This is a genomic window from Acidovorax sp. GW821-FHT09A11 (assembly GCF_059418365.1).
Window position 1 is genome coordinate 332,882 of record NZ_JBWKPS010000001.1, and the last position, 19,964, is coordinate 352,845.

Here is a 19,964-nt window from a genome sequence, read left to right on the forward strand (position 1 = left end):
CCCTGACTGTATCGACCCACCCGCGTGGCCCGGCCTCTGGTCCTGCCCGCCGGTGGGTCTTTCTCCAACAGACTGAACGAGATTTCCCATGAGCAAACAATTTGATGTGATCGTCATCGGTGGCGGCCCCGGCGGCTACATCGCCGCCATCCGCGCTGCCCAGCTGGGCTTCAACGTGGCCTGTATCGACGAGTGGAAGAACGAGAAAGGTGGCCCCGCGCCCGGTGGCACCTGCACCAACGTGGGCTGCATTCCGTCCAAGGCGCTGCTGCAATCGTCCGAGCACTTCGAGCACGCCAACAAGCACTTCGCCGAACACGGCATCACGGCCACCGGCGTGAAGATGGACGTGGCCAAGATGATTGCCCGCAAGGACACCGTCGTGAAGCAGAACAACGACGGCATCCTGTACCTGTTCAAGAAGAACAAGGTCAGCTTCTTCCACGGCCGCGGCTCGTTTGTGAAGGCCGCCGAAGGGGGCTACGAGATCAAGGTGGCCGGCGCCGCCGAAGAGGCGATCACGGGCAAGCAGATCATCATCGCCACGGGCTCCAACGCGCGCGCGCTGCCCGGCACGCCGTTCGACGAAGAGTTCGTGCTGTCCAACGACGGCGCGCTGCGCGTGGGCGCGGTGCCCAAGAAGCTCGGCCTCATCGGCTCGGGCGTGATCGGCCTGGAAATGGGCTCGGTGTGGCGCCGTCTGGGCGCTGAAGTCACCATCCTCGAAGGTCTGCCGACCTTCCTGGGCGCGGTGGACGAGCAGATCGCCAAGGAAGCCAAGAAGGCGTTCGACAAGCAGGGCCTGAAGATCGAGCTGGGCGTGAAGGTCGGCGAGATCAAGACCGGCAAGAAGGGCGTCTCCATCGCCTACACCAACGCCAAGGGCGAAGCCCAGGCGCTGGAGGTGGACAAGCTCATCGTCTCCATCGGCCGCGTGCCCAACACCATCGGCCTGAACACCGAAGCCGTGGGCCTGGCCCTGGACGAGCGCGGCGCCATCGTCGTCGATGCAGACTGCAAGACCAACCTGCCCGGCGTGTGGGCGGTGGGCGACGTGGTGCGTGGCCCGATGCTGGCGCACAAGGCGGAAGAAGAGGGCGTTGCCGTGGCCGAGCGCATTGCCGGCCAGCACGGCCACGTGAACTTCAACACCGTGCCCTGGGTCATCTACACCAGCCCCGAGATCGCCTGGGTGGGCCGCACCGAGCAGCAGCTCAAGGCCGACGGCGTCAAGTACAAGGCCGGCTCCTTCCCGTTCCTGGCCAACGGCCGCGCGCGCGCGCTGGGCGACACCACCGGCATGGTCAAGATGCTGGCCGATGCCGACACCGATGAGATCCTGGGCGTGCACATCGTGGGCCCGCAGGCCAGCGAGCTGATCTCCGAAGCCGTGGTAGCCATGGAGTTCAAGGCCAGCAGCGAAGACATCGCGCGCATCTGCCACGCGCATCCGTCCCTGAGTGAAGCCACGAAGGAAGCGGCCCTGGCCGTGGACAAGCGCACGCTGAACTTCTGATATTTGAATAAAAACCGGCTCTAGCGCTTGACCATCAAGCGCTGGCAGCTATTAAATTCATAGTATCAGGACAACCACCACGTGACCGTCAAACAGGCTTACCTGGCCGAGCTGGCCGCCAAAGGCTTCCAAAGCGACCCTGCCCAGCTGCGTGCCGTGGATGCCCTCCAGCGCTGCGCCGATGAATGGGCGGCCTACAAGGCCCGCCGCTCCAACGCGCTCAAGAAGCTGATCAACCGGCCGGACATTCCGCGCGGCGTGTACATGTATGGCGGGGTGGGGCGCGGCAAGAGCTTCCTCATGGAGTGCTTCTTCGACGCCGTGCCCCTGAAGCGCAAGGTGCGCCTGCATTTCCATGAATTCATGCGCGAGGTCCATCGCGAGCTGGCGGCGCTGCAGGGCACGGTGAACCCGCTGGACGTGCTGGGCGAACGCATTGCGCGGCGCTACAAGCTCATCTGCTTCGATGAGTTCCACGTTGCCGACATCACCGACGCGATGATCCTGCACCGCCTGCTGGCGGCACTGTTCGACAACGGCGTGGGTTTTGTCACCACCTCCAATTTCAAGCCCGACGACCTGTACCCCGGCGGCCTGCACCGCGACCGCATCCTGCCCGCGATCGCCCTGCTCAACGAGCGGCTGGAAGTCGTCAATGTCGACAACGGCACCGACTACCGCCGGCGCACCCTGGAGCATGTGAAGCTGTACCACACGCCACTGGGGCCCGAGGCGGACGCCGAGATGGGCCAGGCCTTCGACCAGCTGGCCGAAGTGCACGACGAAGACCCGGTGCTGCACATCGAGGCCCGCGAGATCCGCGCCCGCCGCAAGGCCGGCGGGGTGGTGTGGTTCGACTTCAAGACGCTGTGCGGCGGTCCCCGTTCGCAGAACGACTACCTGGAGATCGCGACGCAGTTCCATACCGTGCTGCTGTCCGACGTGCCCCACATGCCCGTGAGCATGGCGTCGCCCGCGCGGCGTTTCACCTGGCTCGTGGACGTTCTCTACGACCGGCGGGTCAAGCTCATCCTGTCCGCGGCAGTGCCGCCCGAACAGCTGTACACCGAAGGCCCCCTGGCGCACGAGTTCCCGCGCACGATTTCGCGGCTCAACGAGATGCAGTCCAAGGAATTCCTGGCGCTGGAGCGCCGCACTGTCGATACGGGGCTGACATGATCATGCTGAAGCGCCTGGCCCTTGTTGCCCTCGCAGGCTTTGCCTGTGTTTTCGCGGCCCCTGCACCGGCGCAATCCGGTGCGCCAGCGGGTGTGCCGCAGGGCAGCCCACAGGCCGCGGCCGCCCAGCGCAAGGCGGAGCACGACCGTATTCGCCACGAGCGCGATGCCGTCAAGGCCCGGCGCCAGCAGGACGAAGCGGCCTGCTACCAGCGCTTCTCGGTGGAGGACTGCCTTCGCGGTGTCCGTGCGGGAGCGCGTGACGCGGAGTCCCGCCTGCGTGCCCAGGAGATCGAACTCAACGACGCGGAGCGCAAGGAAAAGGCGGCGGAGCGCCTGAAGTCGATCGAGGAAAAGCAGCGGGCGGTGGTGCCGGAGGGGCCGTCGGCGGGTGCCAGCGCGCCGGATGCCTTGCTGCGCAAGCCGCACGATCCGCAGGGCATGAAGTCCCAGCGCGACCAAGAGGCAGGGCAACGGGCGCAGCAGCAGCGCGACCGGGTGCAGAAGCAGGCAGAGGAACGGGCTGCCCACAATGCCACGAATGCCGAGCGTGCCGCGCAGGCGCGCGAACGCCACGCGGCCGCGCTCAAGGCCGCGCAGGAACGCCGCGCACGGATAGAAAAGTCGCAGGCAGAGGCTGCTGCCCAGGGGCGCAAACCCGCCGCGCCGCTACCCGCTGCTTCGGCGGCGCGCTGAGAACGGTTCTGGCGTAGGGCATGCGCAGGCGCCGCGCAGGGATCTGGCGGGGTGGCCTGGATCTGCTGGCGCAGGCGTGAGCCCACCAACCAGCGTCAGCCGGGCCCCGGGGCGTATCAGGGCCGGCCTGCGTCGGCGGGGACCAGGCGCGCCACCTTCTTTTCTTCCACCAGCGCTTCCATCTTCACGATGACCAGGGAAAGGTTGTCACCGCCGCCGCGCGCCCGGGAACGGGCTTTCTCGATCAGGAACTCCGTGGCTTCCCGTGGCGACAGCGAGTCCACCACGGAACCCAGTTCGGTGGGCGAAAAGTAGTGCCACACGCCGTCGCTGCAGGCCATGAGCACGTCGCCCGGCTGCAGCTGAGGAATCACATGGGTGGTGATGGGCGGGTCGCTTTCGGTCCCCAGGCAGCCCACCAGGATGTTGGAATGCGGATGGTTGTTGGCCTCCGCCTCGGTGAGCTCGCCCCGGTCCACCAGTGCCTGGACATAGGAATGGTCGCTGGTGCGAAACACCATGCGCGCGCCCTGAAAGTGGTAGATGCGCGAATCGCCCGCGTGCACCCAGTGGCAGTCGCCGCGCGGGTTGATGAGGAAGGCCGCGATGGTGCTGTGCGGCTCCTGCTCGGCCGCGATGGCCGTGAGGCGGATGACGATGTGGGCTTCCTCGACCATGCTCTTGAGCATGGCCACCGGGTCGTCGGTGTCCGGGGAATAGCGTTCGAACAGCTGGCGCGCCGTCATCATGACCTGGTCGGATGCCTTGCGCCCGCCGCTGCGGCCGCCCATCCCGTCGGCAATCACGCCCAGCACGCAGCCGTTGTGCCGCTCGTGCGAGATCAAGGTCACCTGGTCTTGCTGGTACTCCCGGTCACCCTTGTGGATACCGGTGGACGCGATGAGGCGAAACGCTTTGGTCATGCTGGTGATTGTGGGGGCGCGTACGCAAACGGCCGTCGCGGAATGCGGGCCAAGCGCGTATTATCCGCCCGCCTGTGGCATTTTTGCCATCCTGCGGCCCCCACGCCTTGAACCTCAGCCTCCATTCTCCGCACCGGCAGCTCATTGCACTGCGCATCGAACATGCCGATCTCGATGCCCTGATCGGCCTGTGTGCTCCAGACGGGGCACCTGACGAATTCACACTGCGCCGCCTCAAGAAGCGCCGCCTTGCGCTGCGCGATGCCATGCACCGCCTGGAGCGGGCCCTTCAACCCCAAGAGCCCGCCTGATGGCGCTGGCGGAAATGGTTCAGGAGGTGTTCGCCGCCGATGGCGTGCTGGCGCGGGCGGACGTGCATTTCCAGCCCCGCGCGGGACAGACGGACATGGCGGTGGCCGTGGCGCGCACCATCGAGGCCGGTGGCGCCCTGGTCGTGGAGGCGGGCACGGGGGTGGGCAAGACCTTCTCCTACCTCGTGCCGGCGCTGCTCAGCGGCGAGCGCGTGCTGCTGTCCACCGCCACCAAGGCCCTGCAGGACCAGCTGTTCGCGCGCGATCTTCCGCGCCTGGCCCAGACGCTGGGCCTGCCGGTGCGCATGGCGCTTCTCAAGGGCCGGGCGAGCTATCTGTGCCTGTACCGCATGGGGCTGGCGCGCCAGGACGTGTCTGCCCGTGAGCCCGGCGTGGCGCGCGTGCTGGCCAAGGTGGAGAGCTGGTCGCACGGCACCCGCTCGGGCGATCTGGCGGAGCTGACAGGGCTGGACGAGCGGTCGCCCGTGATACCGCTGGTCACATCCACCCGGGAGAACTGCCTGGGCTCCCCGTGCCCGCGTTTCCGCGAATGCCACGTGCATCTGGCACGGCGGGAGGCGTTGGCGGCGGACATCGTGGTCATCAACCACCACCTCTTCTTTGCCGACCTGGCGGTCCGCGAATCCGGCATGGCCGAGCTCTTGCCGTCGGTGCGCGTGGTGATGTTCGACGAGGCGCACCAGATCAACGAGACCGGCGTGCAGTTTCTGGGACTTGCGCTGTCCACGGGCCAGCTGATGGACTTCGGCAGGGACCTCCTGGCCGTGGGGCTGCAGCATGCGCGCGGCCTGGCGGACTGGACGGGGCTGGCCAGCCTGGTGGATCTTTCGGCCCGGGACTTGCGCCTGACGGTGGGAGAGCGGCGGGGCGGGGCGAAGCTGCGCTGGACGGATGAGGCCCCGCAGGGCGTGGCGGGTGATGCGTGGCATGCGGCCATCCGCGGCATGGCGGTCGCCTGCGCACAGGCCCAGGAGGCGCTCGACACGGTCAGCGAAATGGCGCCCGACTTTGTGCGGCTGTACGAGCGCGGGACCGAACTGCTGGCGCGGCTGGCGCATTTCGCCGGCCCTGGCAACCCTGACGCCGTGCGCTGGATCGATGTGGGTGCGCAATTGCGCCTGATGGAGTCGCCCCTGGACATCGCCGAGGCCATGCGCACCCGCCTGCTGGCCTCGCCGGCCGAACCGGCGGGCGAAGATGGCTGGCCCGAGGAGTCCGCGGCGGGCCCCGGCAGGGCATGGATCTTCACGTCGGCCACGCTGGGCGATGACGAGCGGCTGAGCTGGTTCACGGAGCGGGCCGGCTTGCAGGATGCCGAGATCCTGCGGGTCGCGAGCCCCTTCGACTATGCGTCGCAGGCGGCACTGTACGTCCCGCGCCACCTGCCGTCGCCGGCCGACCCCGCGCACAGCGGCATGCTGGCGCAATGGGTGGCCCAGGCGGCGGAGCAGCTCGGTGGCCGCACGCTGGTATTGACCACCACGCTCAAGGCCCTGCGCACGATCGGCGATGCGCTCGGAGACCGGTTTGCGGCATCGGGCAGCCTGGAGGTCCTGGTGCAGGGCGAGTGGCCCAAGCGGCGGCTGATGGAGCGTTTTCGGGAAGGGAGCGAGCACGGACAGCGGGGCTGTGTGCTGGTGGCGTCGGCCACGTTCTGGGAAGGATTTGATGTGCCCGGCGACGCATTGCAGCTTGTTGTCATCGACAAGCTGCCTTTTCCGCCTCCGGGCGATCCCCTGGTGGAAGCGCGCACGCAGCGCATCGAAGAATCGGGCGGGAAGGCGTTCAAATCCTACGCGCTGCCGGAGGCGGCCGTCGCGCTCAAGCAGGGGGCGGGGCGCCTGATACGCCGCGAGTCCGACCACGGCATTCTCGTGGTGGGCGACACCCGCCTGGTCACCATGGGCTATGGCAAGCGCCTGCTGGCGGCGCTGCCGCCGATGCGGCGCCTGGAATCACAGCAGGAATTCGAGGCCGCGGTTCAGGCGCTTACCAGAACTTCCACCACGGATCGGCCTTGGCCCTGAGGCCGCCGCGCACGTACTCGCTCTGGGGGTACGAGGTGTCCATCACCCGGCGCGCATCGTCGCGCAGCTGCGTCATGCCCAGCGCGTCATAGGACTGGATGAGGATGTACAGCGCTTCTTCCAGCGCGGGCACGCCCTGGTAGTCGGCCAGCGCCACCTGCGCGCGGCTGATGGCCGCCACATAGGCGCCGCGCTGGAAGTAGTAGCGCGCCACATGCACTTCGTATTGCGCGAGCGAATTGACGATGTAGGTCATGCGCTGGCGCGAGTCCTGCGCGTAGCGCGATTCCGGAAAGCGGGTGACCAGCTCGCTGAAGGCTTCGAACGAATCCTTGGCGGCTTTCTGGTCGCGCTCGGAGAGGTCCTGGCGCGAGATGAACGAGAACAGGCCCAGGTTGTCATTGAAGTTCACCAGGCCCTTGAGGTACAGCGCGTAGTCGAACGCCGGACTGGCAGGGTGCAGCTTCATGAAACGGTCCAGCGTCGCGATGGCCTGAGCCTTCTCGCCGGCCTTGTAGTGCGCGTACGCCTTGTCGATCTGGGCCTGCTGCGCCAGCGGAGTGCCTGCCGCGCGGCCCTCCAGCTTTTCCAGCAGGGGGACGGCCTTGTCATAGGCGCCGCTGTTCATCTCGTCCTGCGCTTCCGAATGGATGCGGTTGGGGCTCCAGTTGGCCGTTTTGTCTTCGGTCGTGCTGGAGCAACCCGCCAGCAGACCGGCAAGCAGCAGGGCGGAAACGAGGGGCAGTGGGGCACGCAGCATCGCAAGCAGCTTTCAGCAAAAGAGGAGGCAGGGGGTGCAGGATATCTGCGCCGGTCCAGCGGGCCGGGCGCCGTTGGCATCCGGGGCACGGAAAGGCATTGTACCGGCGGCCGTCCCTGTCAAGAGGCGCCGTGCGGCTGGCTTTCGTGGCGAGGCGCGTGGGGCTTTCTACAATGCTCCCATGTTTGTTCACCTGCGCCTGCACACCGAGTTTTCCGTCGTCGACGGTACCAATCGAATCGATGAGGTGGCCAAGGCCGCCGCCAAGGACGGCCAGCCCGCGCTGGCCATCACCGATCTCAACAACCTTTTTGGCGCGATCAAGTTCTACAAGGAGGCGCGGGGCAAGGGCGTCAAGCCCGTCCTGGGGGCCGAGATCTTTCTGGAGGGCGAGGCGGGCGCAGCGCCCTCGCGCCTCATCGTGCTGGTGCAGAACCGCCAGGGCTACCTCAATCTGTCCGAACTGCTGGCGCGCGCCTGGACGCGCAATGTCGTCAAGAACCTGGCGCTGTGCACCTGGGACTGGCTGCAGGAGCTTTCGGAGGGGCTGATCGCCCTGGCCGGGGCACAGGCAGGGCCCGTGGGGCAGGCCCTCCTGAAGGGGGATGAGTCGGGCGCCGCCCAGGTGGCCTTGCGCCTGGCGGGGCTGTTTCCACACCGGTTTTACATCGAGTTGCAGCGGGCGGGCCGCGTGGACGATGAAAGCCACGTGGTGGCCGCGGCGCAGCTGGCGGCGCGCCTGAGCTTGCCCGTGGTGGCGACGCATCCGGTGCAGTTCGCCACGGCGGACGACTACGAGGCGCACGAAGCGCGCATCTGCATCGCTGAGGGCGAGATCCTGGCCAATCCGCGCCGCGTGCGCAAGTTCACGCGCGACCAGTACTTCAAATCCTCCGCGGAGATGGAGGCGCTGTTTGCGGACGTGCCCTCGGCCATCGCGAACACGGTGGAAATCGCGCAGCGCTGCAACCTCACCCTGGTGCTGGGCAAGCCGCAGCTGCCGGACTTTCCCACACCCAACGGCATGCCGATCGACGAGTATTTTGGGCTTGCATCGTTCGATGGCCTGGAGGCGCGGCTGAAACTGCTGTTTCCCAAGGAGGCCGAGCGCGACCAACAGCGCCCGCGTTACGTGGAGCGGCTGGAGTTCGAGATCGGCACCATCCTCAAGATGGGCTTTCCGGGTTACTTCCTCATCGTGGGGGACTTCATCCAGTGGGCTAAGGCCAACGGCTGTCCCGTGGGGCCGGGCCGGGGCTCGGGCGCCGGCTCGCTGGTGGCCTATGCGCTCAAGATCACCGACCTGGACCCGCTGCAGTACAACCTGCTGTTCGAGCGCTTCCTGAACCCCGAACGGGTGTCCATGCCCGACTTCGACATCGACTTCTGCCAGTCCAACCGGGACCGGGTGATCGACTACGTGAAGGACAAGTACGGCAAGAACGCGGTGAGCCAGATCGCCACCTTCGGAACCATGGCCGCCAAGGCGGCCATCCGCGACGTGGGCCGGGTGATGGACATGAGCTACATGTTCTGCGACGGCATCTCCAAGCTGGTGCCGGGCAAGCCCGGCATGTCGTACACGCTGGCCTACCCGCCCGAGGTGAAGAAGGAAGGCGACAAGAACAACTACGCGCTGGAACTGGAGCCGCAGCTGTACGAGCGCGTGCAGAAGGAAGAGGACGTCAAGACCATCATCGAGATGGCCCAGAAGCTCGAGGGCATGACGCGCAACATCGGCATGCATGCGGGCGGGGTGCTGATCGCGCCGGGCAAGCTCACCGACTTTTGCCCGCTGTACCAGCAGCCGGGCAGCGAATCGGCCGTGAGCCAGTACGACAAGGACGACGTGGAGGCCATCGGCCTGGTGAAGTTCGACTTCTTGGGCCTGGCCACGCTGACCATCCTGGAGATCGCGCGCGAATTCATCATGAAGCGCCACAAGGGGCAGGAGAACTTCACGTATGAAGCCGTCCCGCTGGACGACGGGCCCACCTACCGCCTGTTCTCGGAAGGCAAGACCGAGGCGGTGTTCCAGTTTGAAAGCCGGGGCATGCAGGGCATGCTCAAGGAGGCGCGCCCCAGCCGGCTGGAGGACCTGATCGCGCTCAACGCGCTGTACCGCCCGGGCCCCATGGACCTGATCCCCAGCTTCGTGAACCGCAAGCACGGCAAGGAGGTCGTGGAATACCCGCACCCGCTGGTGGAAAAGGTGCTCGCCGAGACCTACGGGATCATGGTGTACCAGGAGCAGGTGATGCAGACCGCCCAGGTGCTGGGGGGCTACAGCCTGGGCGGCGCCGACATGCTGCGCCGCGCCATGGGCAAGAAGAAGGCCGAGGAGATGGCCGAGCACCGCGAGATCTTCCGCAAGGGGGCCGCCGAGAAGGGCATTGGCCAGGAGAAGGCCGACGAAGTGTTCGACCTGATGGAGAAGTTCGCCGGCTACGGCTTCAACAAGTCGCACGCTGCCGCGTACTCGCTGCTGGCGTACCACACCGGCTGGCTCAAGGTGCACTTCACGGCCGAGTTCTTCTGCGCCAACATGACCGTGGAAATGGACGACACCGACAAGCTCAAGGTGCTGTTCGAGGACGCGCAGAAGATGGGGCTCTCGTTCGAGCCGCCGGATGTCAACCGGGGCTTCTACCGCTTCGAGCCGGTGACCGACAAGATCATCCGCTACGGCCTGGGGGCCGTCAAAGGCACGGGGCAGCAGGCCATCGAAGCCATCGTGGCCGCGCGCGAGGGGCGGGGCGAGGGGCCGCAAGGCTCGACCACCGGCCCGTTCAAGAGCCTGTTCGACTTCTGCGTGCGGGTGGACCGGGCGCGCCTGAACAAGCGCACGGTGGAGGCGCTGATCAAGGCGGGTGCGTTTGACTCGCTCCATCTCAACCGCGCCTCCCTGGTGGCTTCCATCGACCGCGCGTTCGATTTTTCGGCGGCCACGCTGGCCAATGTGAACCAGGGGGGGCTTTTCGACATGATGGGCGACGACGCCCATGGATCGAGCACGCAGGAGCCGGATCTGGTGGATGCCATGCCCTGGGGCATCAAGGAGCGGTTGACGCAGGAGAAAACGGCGGTCGGCTTCTACCTCTCCGGCCATCTGTTCGACGAAGTCGCCACCGAGGTGCGGCGCTTCGTGCGCACCTCCATCGACGAGCTGCTGGACAGCCGCGAACCCCAGGTCCTCGCCGGGATCATCAGCGACTTCCGGGTGATCAATGGCCAGCGCGGCAGGCTGGGCCTCTTCCGCCTGGACGACAAATCCGGTGTCATCGAAGCCTCCGCGGACGAGGCACTGCTCAACACCTACAGGAACCAGCTCAAGGAAGACGAGTTCGTGGTGATGATGGGCCGCCTGCAGCTGGACCATTTCAGTGGCGGGCTGCGCGTGAAGGTGCAGCAGGTCTGGGATCTGGCCGGGGCGCGCTGCCGCTTCGGCAAGTATCTGCATGTGCTGGTGGGCGACAAGGGGCCGGATGTGCCTCGGCTGGTGCGGGAGTTTCCCGCCCGCCGCGAGGAGATCGCGGAGGGTGAACTGGTCCATGGCCTGCGGGTGCGCATGGGCGTGCGCTGCGTGGCGGGCGACGCGGCGGCGGTCGCGGAGCTGCAACTGGGAGAAAGCGCCCGTTTCTATCCCACCGACGCGGCGCTCGCGGCCTGGACGGCCCAGGCTGGCAGCGGGTCCGCCACCGTGGTCTACGAATAGGGCGGGCCCGCGACACCCAAGAGTGAATATCCGGCGTGCCATAGCTTGAAAAAAACAGGATCAACGTCAGATTTCTCTCACGGCATCACCCCGCGCGGATCGCTAGAATGATTTTCATGGCAACAAAACCACCTTCACCCCCCACCGCGCCGCCCGTGACCCGGCCAGCGCGGGATGATGGCGGTTCGGTCGTGCTCGAAAGACGCACACAAAAGACCCAGCCGCCCCAGATGTACCAGGTGGTCATGCTCAATGACGACTACACCCCCATGGAATTCGTCATCGTGGTGCTGCAGGAGTTTTTCAGCAAGGACCGCGAGCAAGCCACCCAGATCATGTTGAAGATCCACCTCGATGGCAAAGGCGTCTGCGGCGTTTACTCCCGCGATGTGGCCGCCACCAAGGTGGAACAAGTGCTTGACGCCGCCCTCAAGGCGGGCCACCCACTGCAATGTGTCAGTGAGCCTGTTGAATAACAGGTTTTTGATCCCGATCTACAGTTATCCCTTCCACGCAAGCACAAAGGAGTTCACATGATTGCCCAGGAACTGGAAGTCAGCTTGCACATGGCCTTTGTTGAGGCCCGTCAGCAGCGCCACGAGTTCATCACCGTGGAGCATCTGTTGCTTGCATTGCTCGATAACCCCAGCGCAGCGGAGGTGCTGCGCGCTTGTTCTGCCAACATCGATGATCTGCGTTCATCGCTGGCGAACTTCATCAAAGACAACACGCCCCAGGTGGCTGGCACCGACGAGGTGGACACGCAACCCACGCTGGGCTTCCAGCGTGTGATCCAGCGCGCCATCATGCACGTGCAGTCCACGGGCAATGGCAAGAAGGAAGTCACGGGCGCCAACGTGCTCGTGGCCATCTTCGGCGAGAAGGATTCCCATGCCGTGTATTACCTGCACCAGCAGGGCGTGACGCGGCTGGACGTGGTCAATTTCATCGCCCACGGCATCAAGAAGGGCGAGCCGCCAGAGCCCGCCAAGGCGGAAAACCAGGCCGAAGGGGAAGAGGGCGGTGGCTCCGAGCGCAACGAGAAGGCCTCGCCGCTGGAGCAGTTCACCCAGAACCTGAACCAGGCCGCCAAGGAAGGCAAGATCGATCCGCTGATCGGGCGCCACTACGAGGTGGAGCGCACGATCCAGATCCTGTGCCGCCGCCGCAAGAACAACCCGCTGCTGGTGGGCGAAGCCGGCGTGGGCAAGACCGCGATCGCCGAGGGTCTGGCCTGGCGCATCACGCAGAACGACGTGCCGGAGATCCTGGCGGAGGCCACCGTGTACTCGCTCGACATGGGCGCGTTGCTGGCGGGCACCAAGTACCGGGGTGACTTCGAACAGCGCCTCAAGGGCGTGCTCAAGTCGCTCAAGGACAAGCCCAATGCAATCTTGTTCATTGACGAGATCCACACGCTGATCGGTGCGGGCGCCGCGTCGGGTGGCACGCTGGATGCCTCGAACCTGCTCAAGCCGGCGCTTTCGAGCGGCCAGCTCAAGTGCATCGGCGCGACGACCTTCACGGAATACCGCGGCATCTTTGAAAAAGACGCCGCGCTGTCGCGCCGCTTCCAGAAGGTGGACGTGGTGGAGCCCAGCGTGGCCGAAACCATCGACATCCTGAAGGGCCTGAAGTCGCGCTTCGAAGAGCACCACAGCGTGAAGTACGCCGCGGCCGCGCTGCAGGCCGCCGCCGAGCTGAGCGCCAAGTACATCAACGACCGCCACCTGCCCGACAAGGCCATCGACGTGATCGACGAGGCGGGCGCCGCGCAGCGCATCATGGTGCCGAGCAAGCGCAAGAAGACCATCGGCAAGGCCGAGATCGAGGAGATCGTCGCCAAGATCGCGCGCATTCCGCCGGCCAACGTCTCCAACGACGACCGCGGCAAGCTGCAGACGCTGGAGCGTGACTTGAAGAGCGTGGTGTTCGGCCAGGACAAGGCCCTGGAAGTGCTGGCCAGCGCGGTCAAGATGGCGCGTTCGGGCCTGGGCAAGGGCGACAAGCCCATCGGCTCGTTCCTGTTCAGCGGCCCCACGGGCGTGGGCAAGACCGAGGCGGCCAAGCAGCTGGCCTACATCATGGGCATCGAGCTGATCCGCTTCGACATGTCGGAGTACATGGAGCGCCATGCCGTGAGCCGCCTGATCGGCGCGCCTCCAGGTTATGTCGGTTTCGACCAAGGTGGTCTGCTGACGGAAGCCATCACGAAGAAGCCGCACGCGGTGCTGCTGCTCGACGAGATCGAGAAGGCGCACCCGGACATCTTCAACGTGCTGCTGCAGGTCATGGACCATGGCACGCTGACGGACAACAACGGCCGCAAGGCCGACTTCCGCAACGTGCTCATCATCATGACCACGAACGCCGGCGCCGAGACCATGAACAAGGCGACGATCGGCTTCACCAACCCGCGCCAGGCGGGCGACGAGATGGGCGACATCAAGCGCCTGTTCACGCCCGAGTTCCGCAACCGGCTGGATGCCATCGTCAACTTCAAGGCGCTCGACGAGCAGATCATCCTGCGCGTGGTGGACAAGTTCCTGCTGCAACTGGAAACGCAGCTGGCGGAGAAGAAGGTGGAAGTCACTTTCACCGACGCCCTGCGCAAGCACCTGGCCAAGAAGGGTTTCGATCCGCTCATGGGTGCGCGGCCGATGCAGCGCCTGATCCAGGACACCATCCGCCGTGCGCTGGCCGACGAGCTGCTCTTCGGCCGCCTGACGGAAGGGGGTCGCCTGACGGTCGACATCGAGCTCAAGACCGATGACAAGGGCGTGGAAACGTCCGAGGTGCTGCTGGACATCCAGCCCTTGCCCAAGAAGGAGCGCTCGGCCAAGTCCGAACCTGCCGAGCCGGAAGAGGCCACGGCGGACTGACACGCGGCGGCGGCCGCCGCCCTGGCCGCGCGCGTGCCGGCCAGGTAAAAGCCCACGGTGTATGCCGTGGGCTTTTTTTTGGCCGGATTCGCGGAAGCTTGCGCTTTTCGCGCTGTCCGTGGGGGCGTGCAGCCGGGCGGGGCCCTGCGGGGTCAGGGCGCCTGCAGGCGCTGCAGCATCTCCAGGGTGGGGTAGCCGTCCGCCACGCTGCCGGTGCTGCGCTGGAAGGCGCGCAGCCCTGCGCGGGTGGCGGGGCCCATCACGCCGTCCGGGGTGCCGGCCGCGAAGCCCTTGCGGTTCAGTGCCTCCTGCAGGGCCTGCAGCTGGGTGCGCGACAGGGGCTCCAGGTCGCGTGGCCAGGGCGCGGCGATGGGGCCGCCCCCGCCGATCTGCCGGGACAACAGTGCGACCGCCAGGGCGTAGTTGACGGAGTTGTTGTAGCGAAGAATCGCCCGGAAGTTCGCCCCCACCAGAAAGGCGGGCCCGCGCGCTCCGGCAGGGGTCGCGATGGAGGCCGCACCCAGGGGGGGCAGCGGCTGGCCCCCTGGCGCGCGCACGCCCTCGGCCTCCCATTGCGCGCTGGTCTGGCGCACCGCCGGGTCCGCGCGCGCGTGGTCGAAGGCCGCCGGCAACTGGACCTCGGCGCCCCAGGGCTCGCCGGGTTGCCAGCCCGAGCGGGACAGGAAGTGGGCGGTGGATGCCACCACGTCCGGGATGCTGCCCCAGATGTCGCGGTGTCCGTCGCCGTCGGCATCCACGGCATAGGCCAGGAAGACGGAAGGAAGGAACTGCGTGTGCCCCATGGCGCCGGCCCAGGAACCCAGCATGCGCTCCGCCGGGATGTCGCCCTGGTCCACGATGCGCAGCGCCGCGAGCAGCTCCGCCTGGGCCCAGGTGCGCCGGCGCCCTTCGTAGGCCAGCGTGGACAGCGCGTCCACGGTGCGAAACGTGCCGAAATTGCTGCCGTAGTTGCTCTCCATGCCCCAGATCGCCGTGATGAGGGTGGCCGGCACGCCGTAGCGGGCGGCGGCCGCCTCGAGCGCGGCGCTGTGTTCGGCCAGCTTGACCTGGCCCTGGGCGATGCGCTGCGGGGAGACCGCGTTGTCGAGGTAGGACCACGGCGTGCGGGTGAATTCGGGCTGCGCGCGGTCCAGTTCCACCACGCGGGGCTGCCATTGCGCCTGGCCCAGCACGCTGCGCACCGTGCCGGGCTGGATGCCGGCCTCCAGGGCCTGCGCGGAAAAGGCGGCGCGCCAGGCGGCGAAGCCCGCTGCGTGGTCCACCATGTCGGCGGCGGGGCCGCCGGGGGAGGATGCGGGGGTGTCCGGGCCGGTTGCAGCGGGGGGCGCCACGCGGGCGGCTGCCGCCTGCGGCGCCGTCCCTGTGCTAGGGCGGTGGGAGGGGGACGGGGCGGCGGCGCAACCCGCCAGCGCCAGGGCGGCCGCCCAGGCCGCCAGCGGGAGCCGGAGTGGGGACGCGAGGGAGATAGGGTGCCGCAAGAACGGGAAAGGTGCTCGGTGGGTGCTGTGCATGCGCCATTGTCCCGTGCCGCAGCGCGGGAGCCGGGCCACAGGTGTATCACGGCGTGAAGCGGCCGTGGAAGCTGTGGCCTTCGATTACTACTATTTTGATAGCTGCCAGCGCTTGAACGGTATGCGCTGCGGGCTAAAAATGCCTGCAAATCAGGTTACAGTTCGCTGTTTCCCCTGCCTTGTTCCCGTCCCGCCCCTGTTTGCCCACCGACCATGGCCCCCCACACCTTCCTCTGGCACGACTACGAAACCTTTGGTGCCAACACGCGCCGCGACCGGCCCGCGCAGTTCGCGGCCATCCGCACCGATGCCGAGCTCAATGAAATCGGCGAGCCGCTGATGTTCTATTGCCAGCCGGCCAGCGACTACCTGCCGGATCCGCAGTCCTGCCTCATCACCGGCATCACGCCGCAGCTGTGCCTGGAAAAAGGCGTGCCCGAGCACCAGTTCGCTGCCCGCATCGAGGCCGAATTCGCGCAGCCCGGCACCATCGGCGTGGGCTACAACACCATCCGCTTCGACGACGAGATCACGCGCTTCATGTTCTGGCGCAACCTCATCGATCCGTACGCGCGCGAATGGCAGAACCAGTGCGGGCGGTGGGACCTGCTGGACGTGGTGCGCATGACGTACGCGCTGCGGCCCGACGGCATCCAGTGGCCCCGGAAGGAGGACGGCTCGCCGAGTTTCAAGCTCGAGCATCTCTCGAAGGCCAACGGCCTGGTGCACGAGGCGGCGCACGATGCGCTGTCGGACGTGCGCGCCACCATTGCGCTGGCGCGGCTCATCCGCGAGCGCAACGCCAAGCTCTTCGACTTCGCGCTCTCGCTGCACAAGAAGGACCGCGTGGCCGCCGAGCTTCGCCTGCCGGCCACCGCCATCACGGCCCGGCCGTTCCTGCACGTCTCGGGCATGTTCCCGGCCGAGCGCGGGTGCCTGGCCGTGATGTGGCCGCTGGCCAGCCATCCCACCAACAAGAACGAACTCATTGCCTGGGATCTCTCCCAGGATCCGGCGGCTCTCGCCACCATGGGGGCCGACGAGATCCGCCTGCGCATGTTCAGCAAGGCCGACGCGCTACCCGACGGCGTGACGCGCCTGCCGGTCAAGACCATCCACCTCAACAAGTCGCCCATGGTGGTGGGCAACGTGAACACGCTCACGCCCGCGCTGGCCCAGCGCTGGGGCATTGACCTGGCCCAGGCCGCCCAGCATGCCGAGGTGGCCCGCGGCCTGCCCGACATGAGCGGCATCTGGCCCGCCGTGTTCGCCCGCCCGCCCGAGGCCACGCCCGATGTGGACCAGGACCTGTACGGCGGCTTCGTCGGCAACAACGACCGCCGGCTGCTCAACGACCTGCGCACTATGAGCGGCGAGAAGCTGGCCCGCTCCCGCGCCGCGTTCGACGACCCGCGCCTGGCCGAGCTGCTGTGGCGCTACCGGGCGCGCAACTTCCCCGCTACGCTGTCGCCTGAAGAAGCGCAGCAGTGGGAGGCGCACCGCGCGGCCTGCTTGTTCGACGGGCAGGGCGGGGCACGTACGGTGGAGCAGCTGTTCACAGAAATCGACACGCTGTCGGAGACCGCCGAAGACGACCGCACGCAGGACATCCTGGGGGCCCTGTACGATTACGCGGAGCACATCGCGCCTGAACGATGACTCCCCCTGAGGCGCTGCGCGCCTTCCCCCTGAGGGGGACGCACCCGGTGGCCTGGCGGAGCCAGTTCCACGGGTGCGCTGGTATGGGGTGCTCCGGTTTTTGCCGCTTTGGGGCTTGCAGATAGACATCGAGTTTTTATGACGACACCGCAGAACCACCATTTCACGACCGAGATCCTTCATGCTGACCGCCATGGCGGCGCGGAGCATGGGGCCATCCACAAGGCCATCCACACCTCGGTCCAGTACGGCTACGACAAGGTCGAGGACCTGATCGCCGTGTTCCAGGGCACGAGCAAGGGCGGCTTCAACTACGCGCGCCAGGGCACGCCCACCACGGCGGCGCTGGAGGCCAAGATCACGCAGATGGAAAAAGGGCAGGGCACCATCGTGTTCGCCACGGGCATGGCGGGCATCTGCGCGATCTTTCTCACGCTGCTCAAGGCGGGCGACCACCTGGTGGCCAGCCAGTTCGTGTTTGGCAACACCAACAGCGTGTTCGGCACGCTGGCCGACCTGGGCATCGAGGTGACCCTGGTGGACGTGACGGACGCCGCCCACGTGGCCGCCGCGGTGCGGCCCAACACCCGCATGGTGTTTGTCGAGACCATCGCCAACCCCGGCACGCAGATCCCCGACCTGGACGGCGTGGGCACGGTCTGCCGCGAGCGCGGCCTGCTGTACGTGGTGGACAACACCGTGGCGTCGCCCTACCTGTTTCGCGCGTCCACGGTGGGCGCGGGGCTGGTGCTCAACTCGCTCACCAAGAGCATCGGCGGGCAGGGGGCGGCGCTGGGCGGCGCGGTGACGGACACCGGCCTGTTCGACTGGAGCACGTACCCCAACATCTTCGCCCCCTACCGCAAGGGCGACGCCAAGGGCTGGGGCCTTCAGCAACTGCGCAAGAAGGGCCTGCGCGACATGGGGGCCACGCTGTCTTCCCACGCCGCGCACCAGATCGCGCTGGGCGCTGAAACCCTGTCGCTGCGCATGGACCGCACCAGCGCCACGGCCCTGGCCCTGGCGCAATGGCTGGAGCAGCACCCGGCGGTCTCGCGCGTGCTGTACCCCGGCCTGCCGTCGCACCCCCAGTACGCGTTTGCCCAGAAGCACCTCAAGGCCGGTTCGTGGCTGCTGTCGTTCGAGCTGCGCGACCCCGGGCAGTGCCTGCCCGTGTGCAACCGGCTGCAGCTGCCGATCAAGGCCACGGGCCTGGCGGACACGCGCACGCTCATCATCCCGGTGGCCCACACCATCTTCTGGGAGGCCGGCCCGGCCGTGCGCGCCGCCATGGACATCGCCGACAGCATGATCCGGCTGTCGGTCGGGCTGGAAGAGGTGGAAGACCTGCTCGCGGACTTCGAGCAGGCCCTGGCCGGCTGCTGAGGCGGCACCCCGCAACCTGTCAGCGCGCCATGGCCACCACCACCTCGGCCCCGCCCGCCAGCATTGGCAAGTACCGCATCGAGCGCGAGCTGGGCCGGGGCGCCAGCGGCATCGTGTTCCTGGGGCTGGACGGTTTTCGGGGCCGCAAGGTGGCCATCAAGCAGACCCACGCGCACCTGCTCAGGCAGCCCGAGCAGGCCGAGCGCTACCGCAAACTGCTGCGCAACGAGGCCGCCTTGTCCGGCCGCCTGCGCCACCCCAACATCGTGCGCCTGCTCGATGCGGACGAAGAGGCGCTGCCGCCGTACCTGGTGCTCGAATACGTCGAGGGACAGCCCCTGTCGGCGTTTGCGACGCCCGACGCGCTGCTGCCCGTGCCCCAGGTGCTGGACATCGCGTTCAAGTGCTGCAACGCGCTCGAATACGCCTACCGCGAGGGCCTGGTGCACCGCGACATCAAGCCCGCCAACCTGATGCTGGCCCAGGGCGGCGACGTCAAGCTCACCGATTTCGGCGCGGCGCTGTCGCTGCGCAGCGATGCCACGCAGCTGTCGGGCCTGGTGGGCTCGCCGTCGTACATGTCGCCCGAACAGGTGCGCGAGCAGGACCTCACCCACCACAGCGACATGTTCTCGCTGGCCGTGGTGGTGTACGAACTGCTCACCGGCCGCCGCCCCTTCGACGGCGACACGGATTTCGCGACCCTCTACAAGATCGGCAACGAAGCCCCCACGCCGCCCAGCCTGCTGCGCGCCTCGCTGCCCGGCCATGTGGACGGCGTGCTGCTGCGCGCCCTGGCCAAGCAGCCCGCAGACCGCTTTGCCACCTGGCAGGATTTCGCCCAGGCCCTGCTCGCCGCCCACCAGGGCCTGCCGCGCCAGCGCTCGCAGGACACCGAGGCCGAACGCTTCGCGCGCCTGCGCGCACTGCCGTTCTTCGCCGACTTCCACGACGTGGCGCTGTGGGAGCTGATGCGCCTGGGCAGCTGGCGCCGGCTGGAGCGGGGCACCGTGCTCATGCGCGAGAACACGCCTGGCGACTCCTTCTGCATCCTCATCGAGGGGCAGGTGGCCGTGAGCCGCCAGGGCTGGACCCTCAGCACCCTGGGCCCGGGCGTCACCCTGGGCGAGATGACCTACCTGCGCCCTGAGAACAGGAAGCGCACCGCCACCGCCGTGGCAGAGACCGAGGTGCTGGTGCTCAAGGTGCGCAACCCGGCGCTGCGCGGGGCGTCGGAAGACCTGCAGTCGCACTTCGACAAGGCGTTCATCAAGCTGCTGGTGGGGCGGCTGATTGCCACCAGCGAGCAGCTGGCGGAGTGGGAACAGGGCCTGAGCGGGCCGGAGTGAGGCCGCCGC

14 protein-coding genes are annotated in these 19,964 nt (G+C 67.3%); 11 read left to right on the forward strand and 3 right to left on the reverse strand.

Features of this window, described 5'->3' with window-relative positions; genetic code table 11:
• The first annotated feature begins 88 nt into the window (after positions 1-88).
• From lpdA to AC07PV_RS01580, 3 genes are all read left to right on the forward strand, one after another.
• A complete protein-coding gene (gene lpdA / locus AC07PV_RS01570; protein WP_494629190.1) occupies positions 89-1,516 on the forward strand; it encodes a dihydrolipoyl dehydrogenase in 1,428 nt (475 codons plus the stop codon).
• Between the two features lie 81 nt (positions 1,517-1,597).
• On the forward strand, positions 1,598-2,695 hold the full coding sequence (zapE, locus tag AC07PV_RS01575) for a cell division protein ZapE (protein WP_218294822.1): 1,098 nt from the start codon (positions 1,598-1,600) through the stop codon (positions 2,693-2,695).
• The gene (locus AC07PV_RS01580) at positions 2,692-3,390 is read left to right on the forward strand and encodes a hypothetical protein (RefSeq protein ID WP_218294823.1); all 699 of its coding nucleotides are present in this window, start codon (positions 2,692-2,694) and stop codon (positions 3,388-3,390) included. The genes zapE and AC07PV_RS01580 overlap by 4 nt, the downstream gene beginning before the upstream one ends.
• A gap of 116 nt (positions 3,391-3,506) precedes the next feature.
• On the opposite strand, the gene AC07PV_RS01585 is transcribed toward AC07PV_RS01580, so the two are convergent.
• Complete coding sequence (locus AC07PV_RS01585; protein WP_218294824.1) at positions 3,507-4,313, reverse strand: PP2C family protein-serine/threonine phosphatase; 807 nt, start codon at positions 4,311-4,313, stop codon at positions 3,507-3,509.
• Positions 4,314-4,420: 107 nt separating this feature from the next.
• Here AC07PV_RS01585 and AC07PV_RS01590 point away from each other — a divergent pair, with 107 nt between their 5' ends.
• Complete coding sequence (locus AC07PV_RS01590; protein WP_369642568.1) at positions 4,421-4,624, forward strand: YdcH family protein; 204 nt, start codon at positions 4,421-4,423, stop codon at positions 4,622-4,624.
• A complete protein-coding gene (gene yoaA, locus AC07PV_RS01595) occupies positions 4,624-6,672 on the forward strand; it encodes a DNA repair helicase YoaA (RefSeq protein WP_494629193.1) in 2,049 nt (682 codons plus the stop codon). Before AC07PV_RS01590 ends, yoaA begins: the two co-directional genes overlap by 1 nt.
• Here the strand turns inward: yoaA and AC07PV_RS01600 are convergent.
• Positions 6,635-7,432, reverse strand: coding sequence for an outer membrane protein assembly factor BamD (locus AC07PV_RS01600; protein WP_218294827.1), 798 nt, complete (start codon positions 7,430-7,432; stop codon positions 6,635-6,637). The two genes, yoaA and AC07PV_RS01600, sit on opposite strands and share 38 nt — an antisense overlap.
• 181 nt (positions 7,433-7,613) lie before the next feature.
• Here AC07PV_RS01600 and dnaE point away from each other — a divergent pair, with 181 nt between their 5' ends.
• The 3 genes from dnaE (at position 7,614) to clpA (ending at position 14,029) form a co-directional block, all read left to right on the forward strand.
• On the forward strand, positions 7,614-11,147 hold the full coding sequence (gene dnaE / locus AC07PV_RS01605; RefSeq protein ID WP_218341139.1) for a DNA polymerase III subunit alpha: 3,534 nt from the start codon (positions 7,614-7,616) through the stop codon (positions 11,145-11,147).
• Between the two features lie 107 nt (positions 11,148-11,254).
• The gene (clpS, locus tag AC07PV_RS01610; RefSeq protein ID WP_029414237.1) at positions 11,255-11,623 is read left to right on the forward strand and encodes an ATP-dependent Clp protease adapter ClpS; all 369 of its coding nucleotides are present in this window, start codon (positions 11,255-11,257) and stop codon (positions 11,621-11,623) included.
• Between the two features lie 57 nt (positions 11,624-11,680).
• A complete protein-coding gene (gene clpA, locus AC07PV_RS01615) occupies positions 11,681-14,029 on the forward strand; it encodes an ATP-dependent Clp protease ATP-binding subunit ClpA (RefSeq protein ID WP_218294829.1) in 2,349 nt (782 codons plus the stop codon).
• A 152-nt stretch (positions 14,030-14,181) separates the two neighbouring features.
• Here clpA and AC07PV_RS01620 read toward each other — a convergent pair whose 3' ends face one another.
• The gene (locus AC07PV_RS01620; protein ID WP_494629194.1) at positions 14,182-15,561 is read right to left on the reverse strand and encodes a lytic murein transglycosylase; all 1,380 of its coding nucleotides are present in this window, start codon (positions 15,559-15,561) and stop codon (positions 14,182-14,184) included.
• Positions 15,562-15,774: 213 nt separating this feature from the next.
• Here AC07PV_RS01620 and sbcB point away from each other — a divergent pair, with 213 nt between their 5' ends.
• The 3 genes from sbcB to AC07PV_RS01635 all read left to right on the forward strand — a co-directional run bounded on the left by sbcB (position 15,775) and on the right by AC07PV_RS01635 (position 19,955).
• The gene (sbcB, locus tag AC07PV_RS01625; protein ID WP_369642565.1) at positions 15,775-17,220 is read left to right on the forward strand and encodes an exodeoxyribonuclease I; all 1,446 of its coding nucleotides are present in this window, start codon (positions 15,775-15,777) and stop codon (positions 17,218-17,220) included.
• 138 nt (positions 17,221-17,358) lie between these two features.
• A complete protein-coding gene (locus AC07PV_RS01630) occupies positions 17,359-18,606 on the forward strand; it encodes a cystathionine gamma-synthase family protein (RefSeq protein WP_494629195.1) in 1,248 nt (415 codons plus the stop codon).
• Positions 18,607-18,635: 29 nt separating this feature from the next.
• On the forward strand, positions 18,636-19,955 hold the full coding sequence (locus AC07PV_RS01635) for a protein kinase domain-containing protein (protein WP_494629197.1): 1,320 nt from the start codon (positions 18,636-18,638) through the stop codon (positions 19,953-19,955).
• The last annotated feature ends 9 nt before the right edge of the window (positions 19,956-19,964 follow it).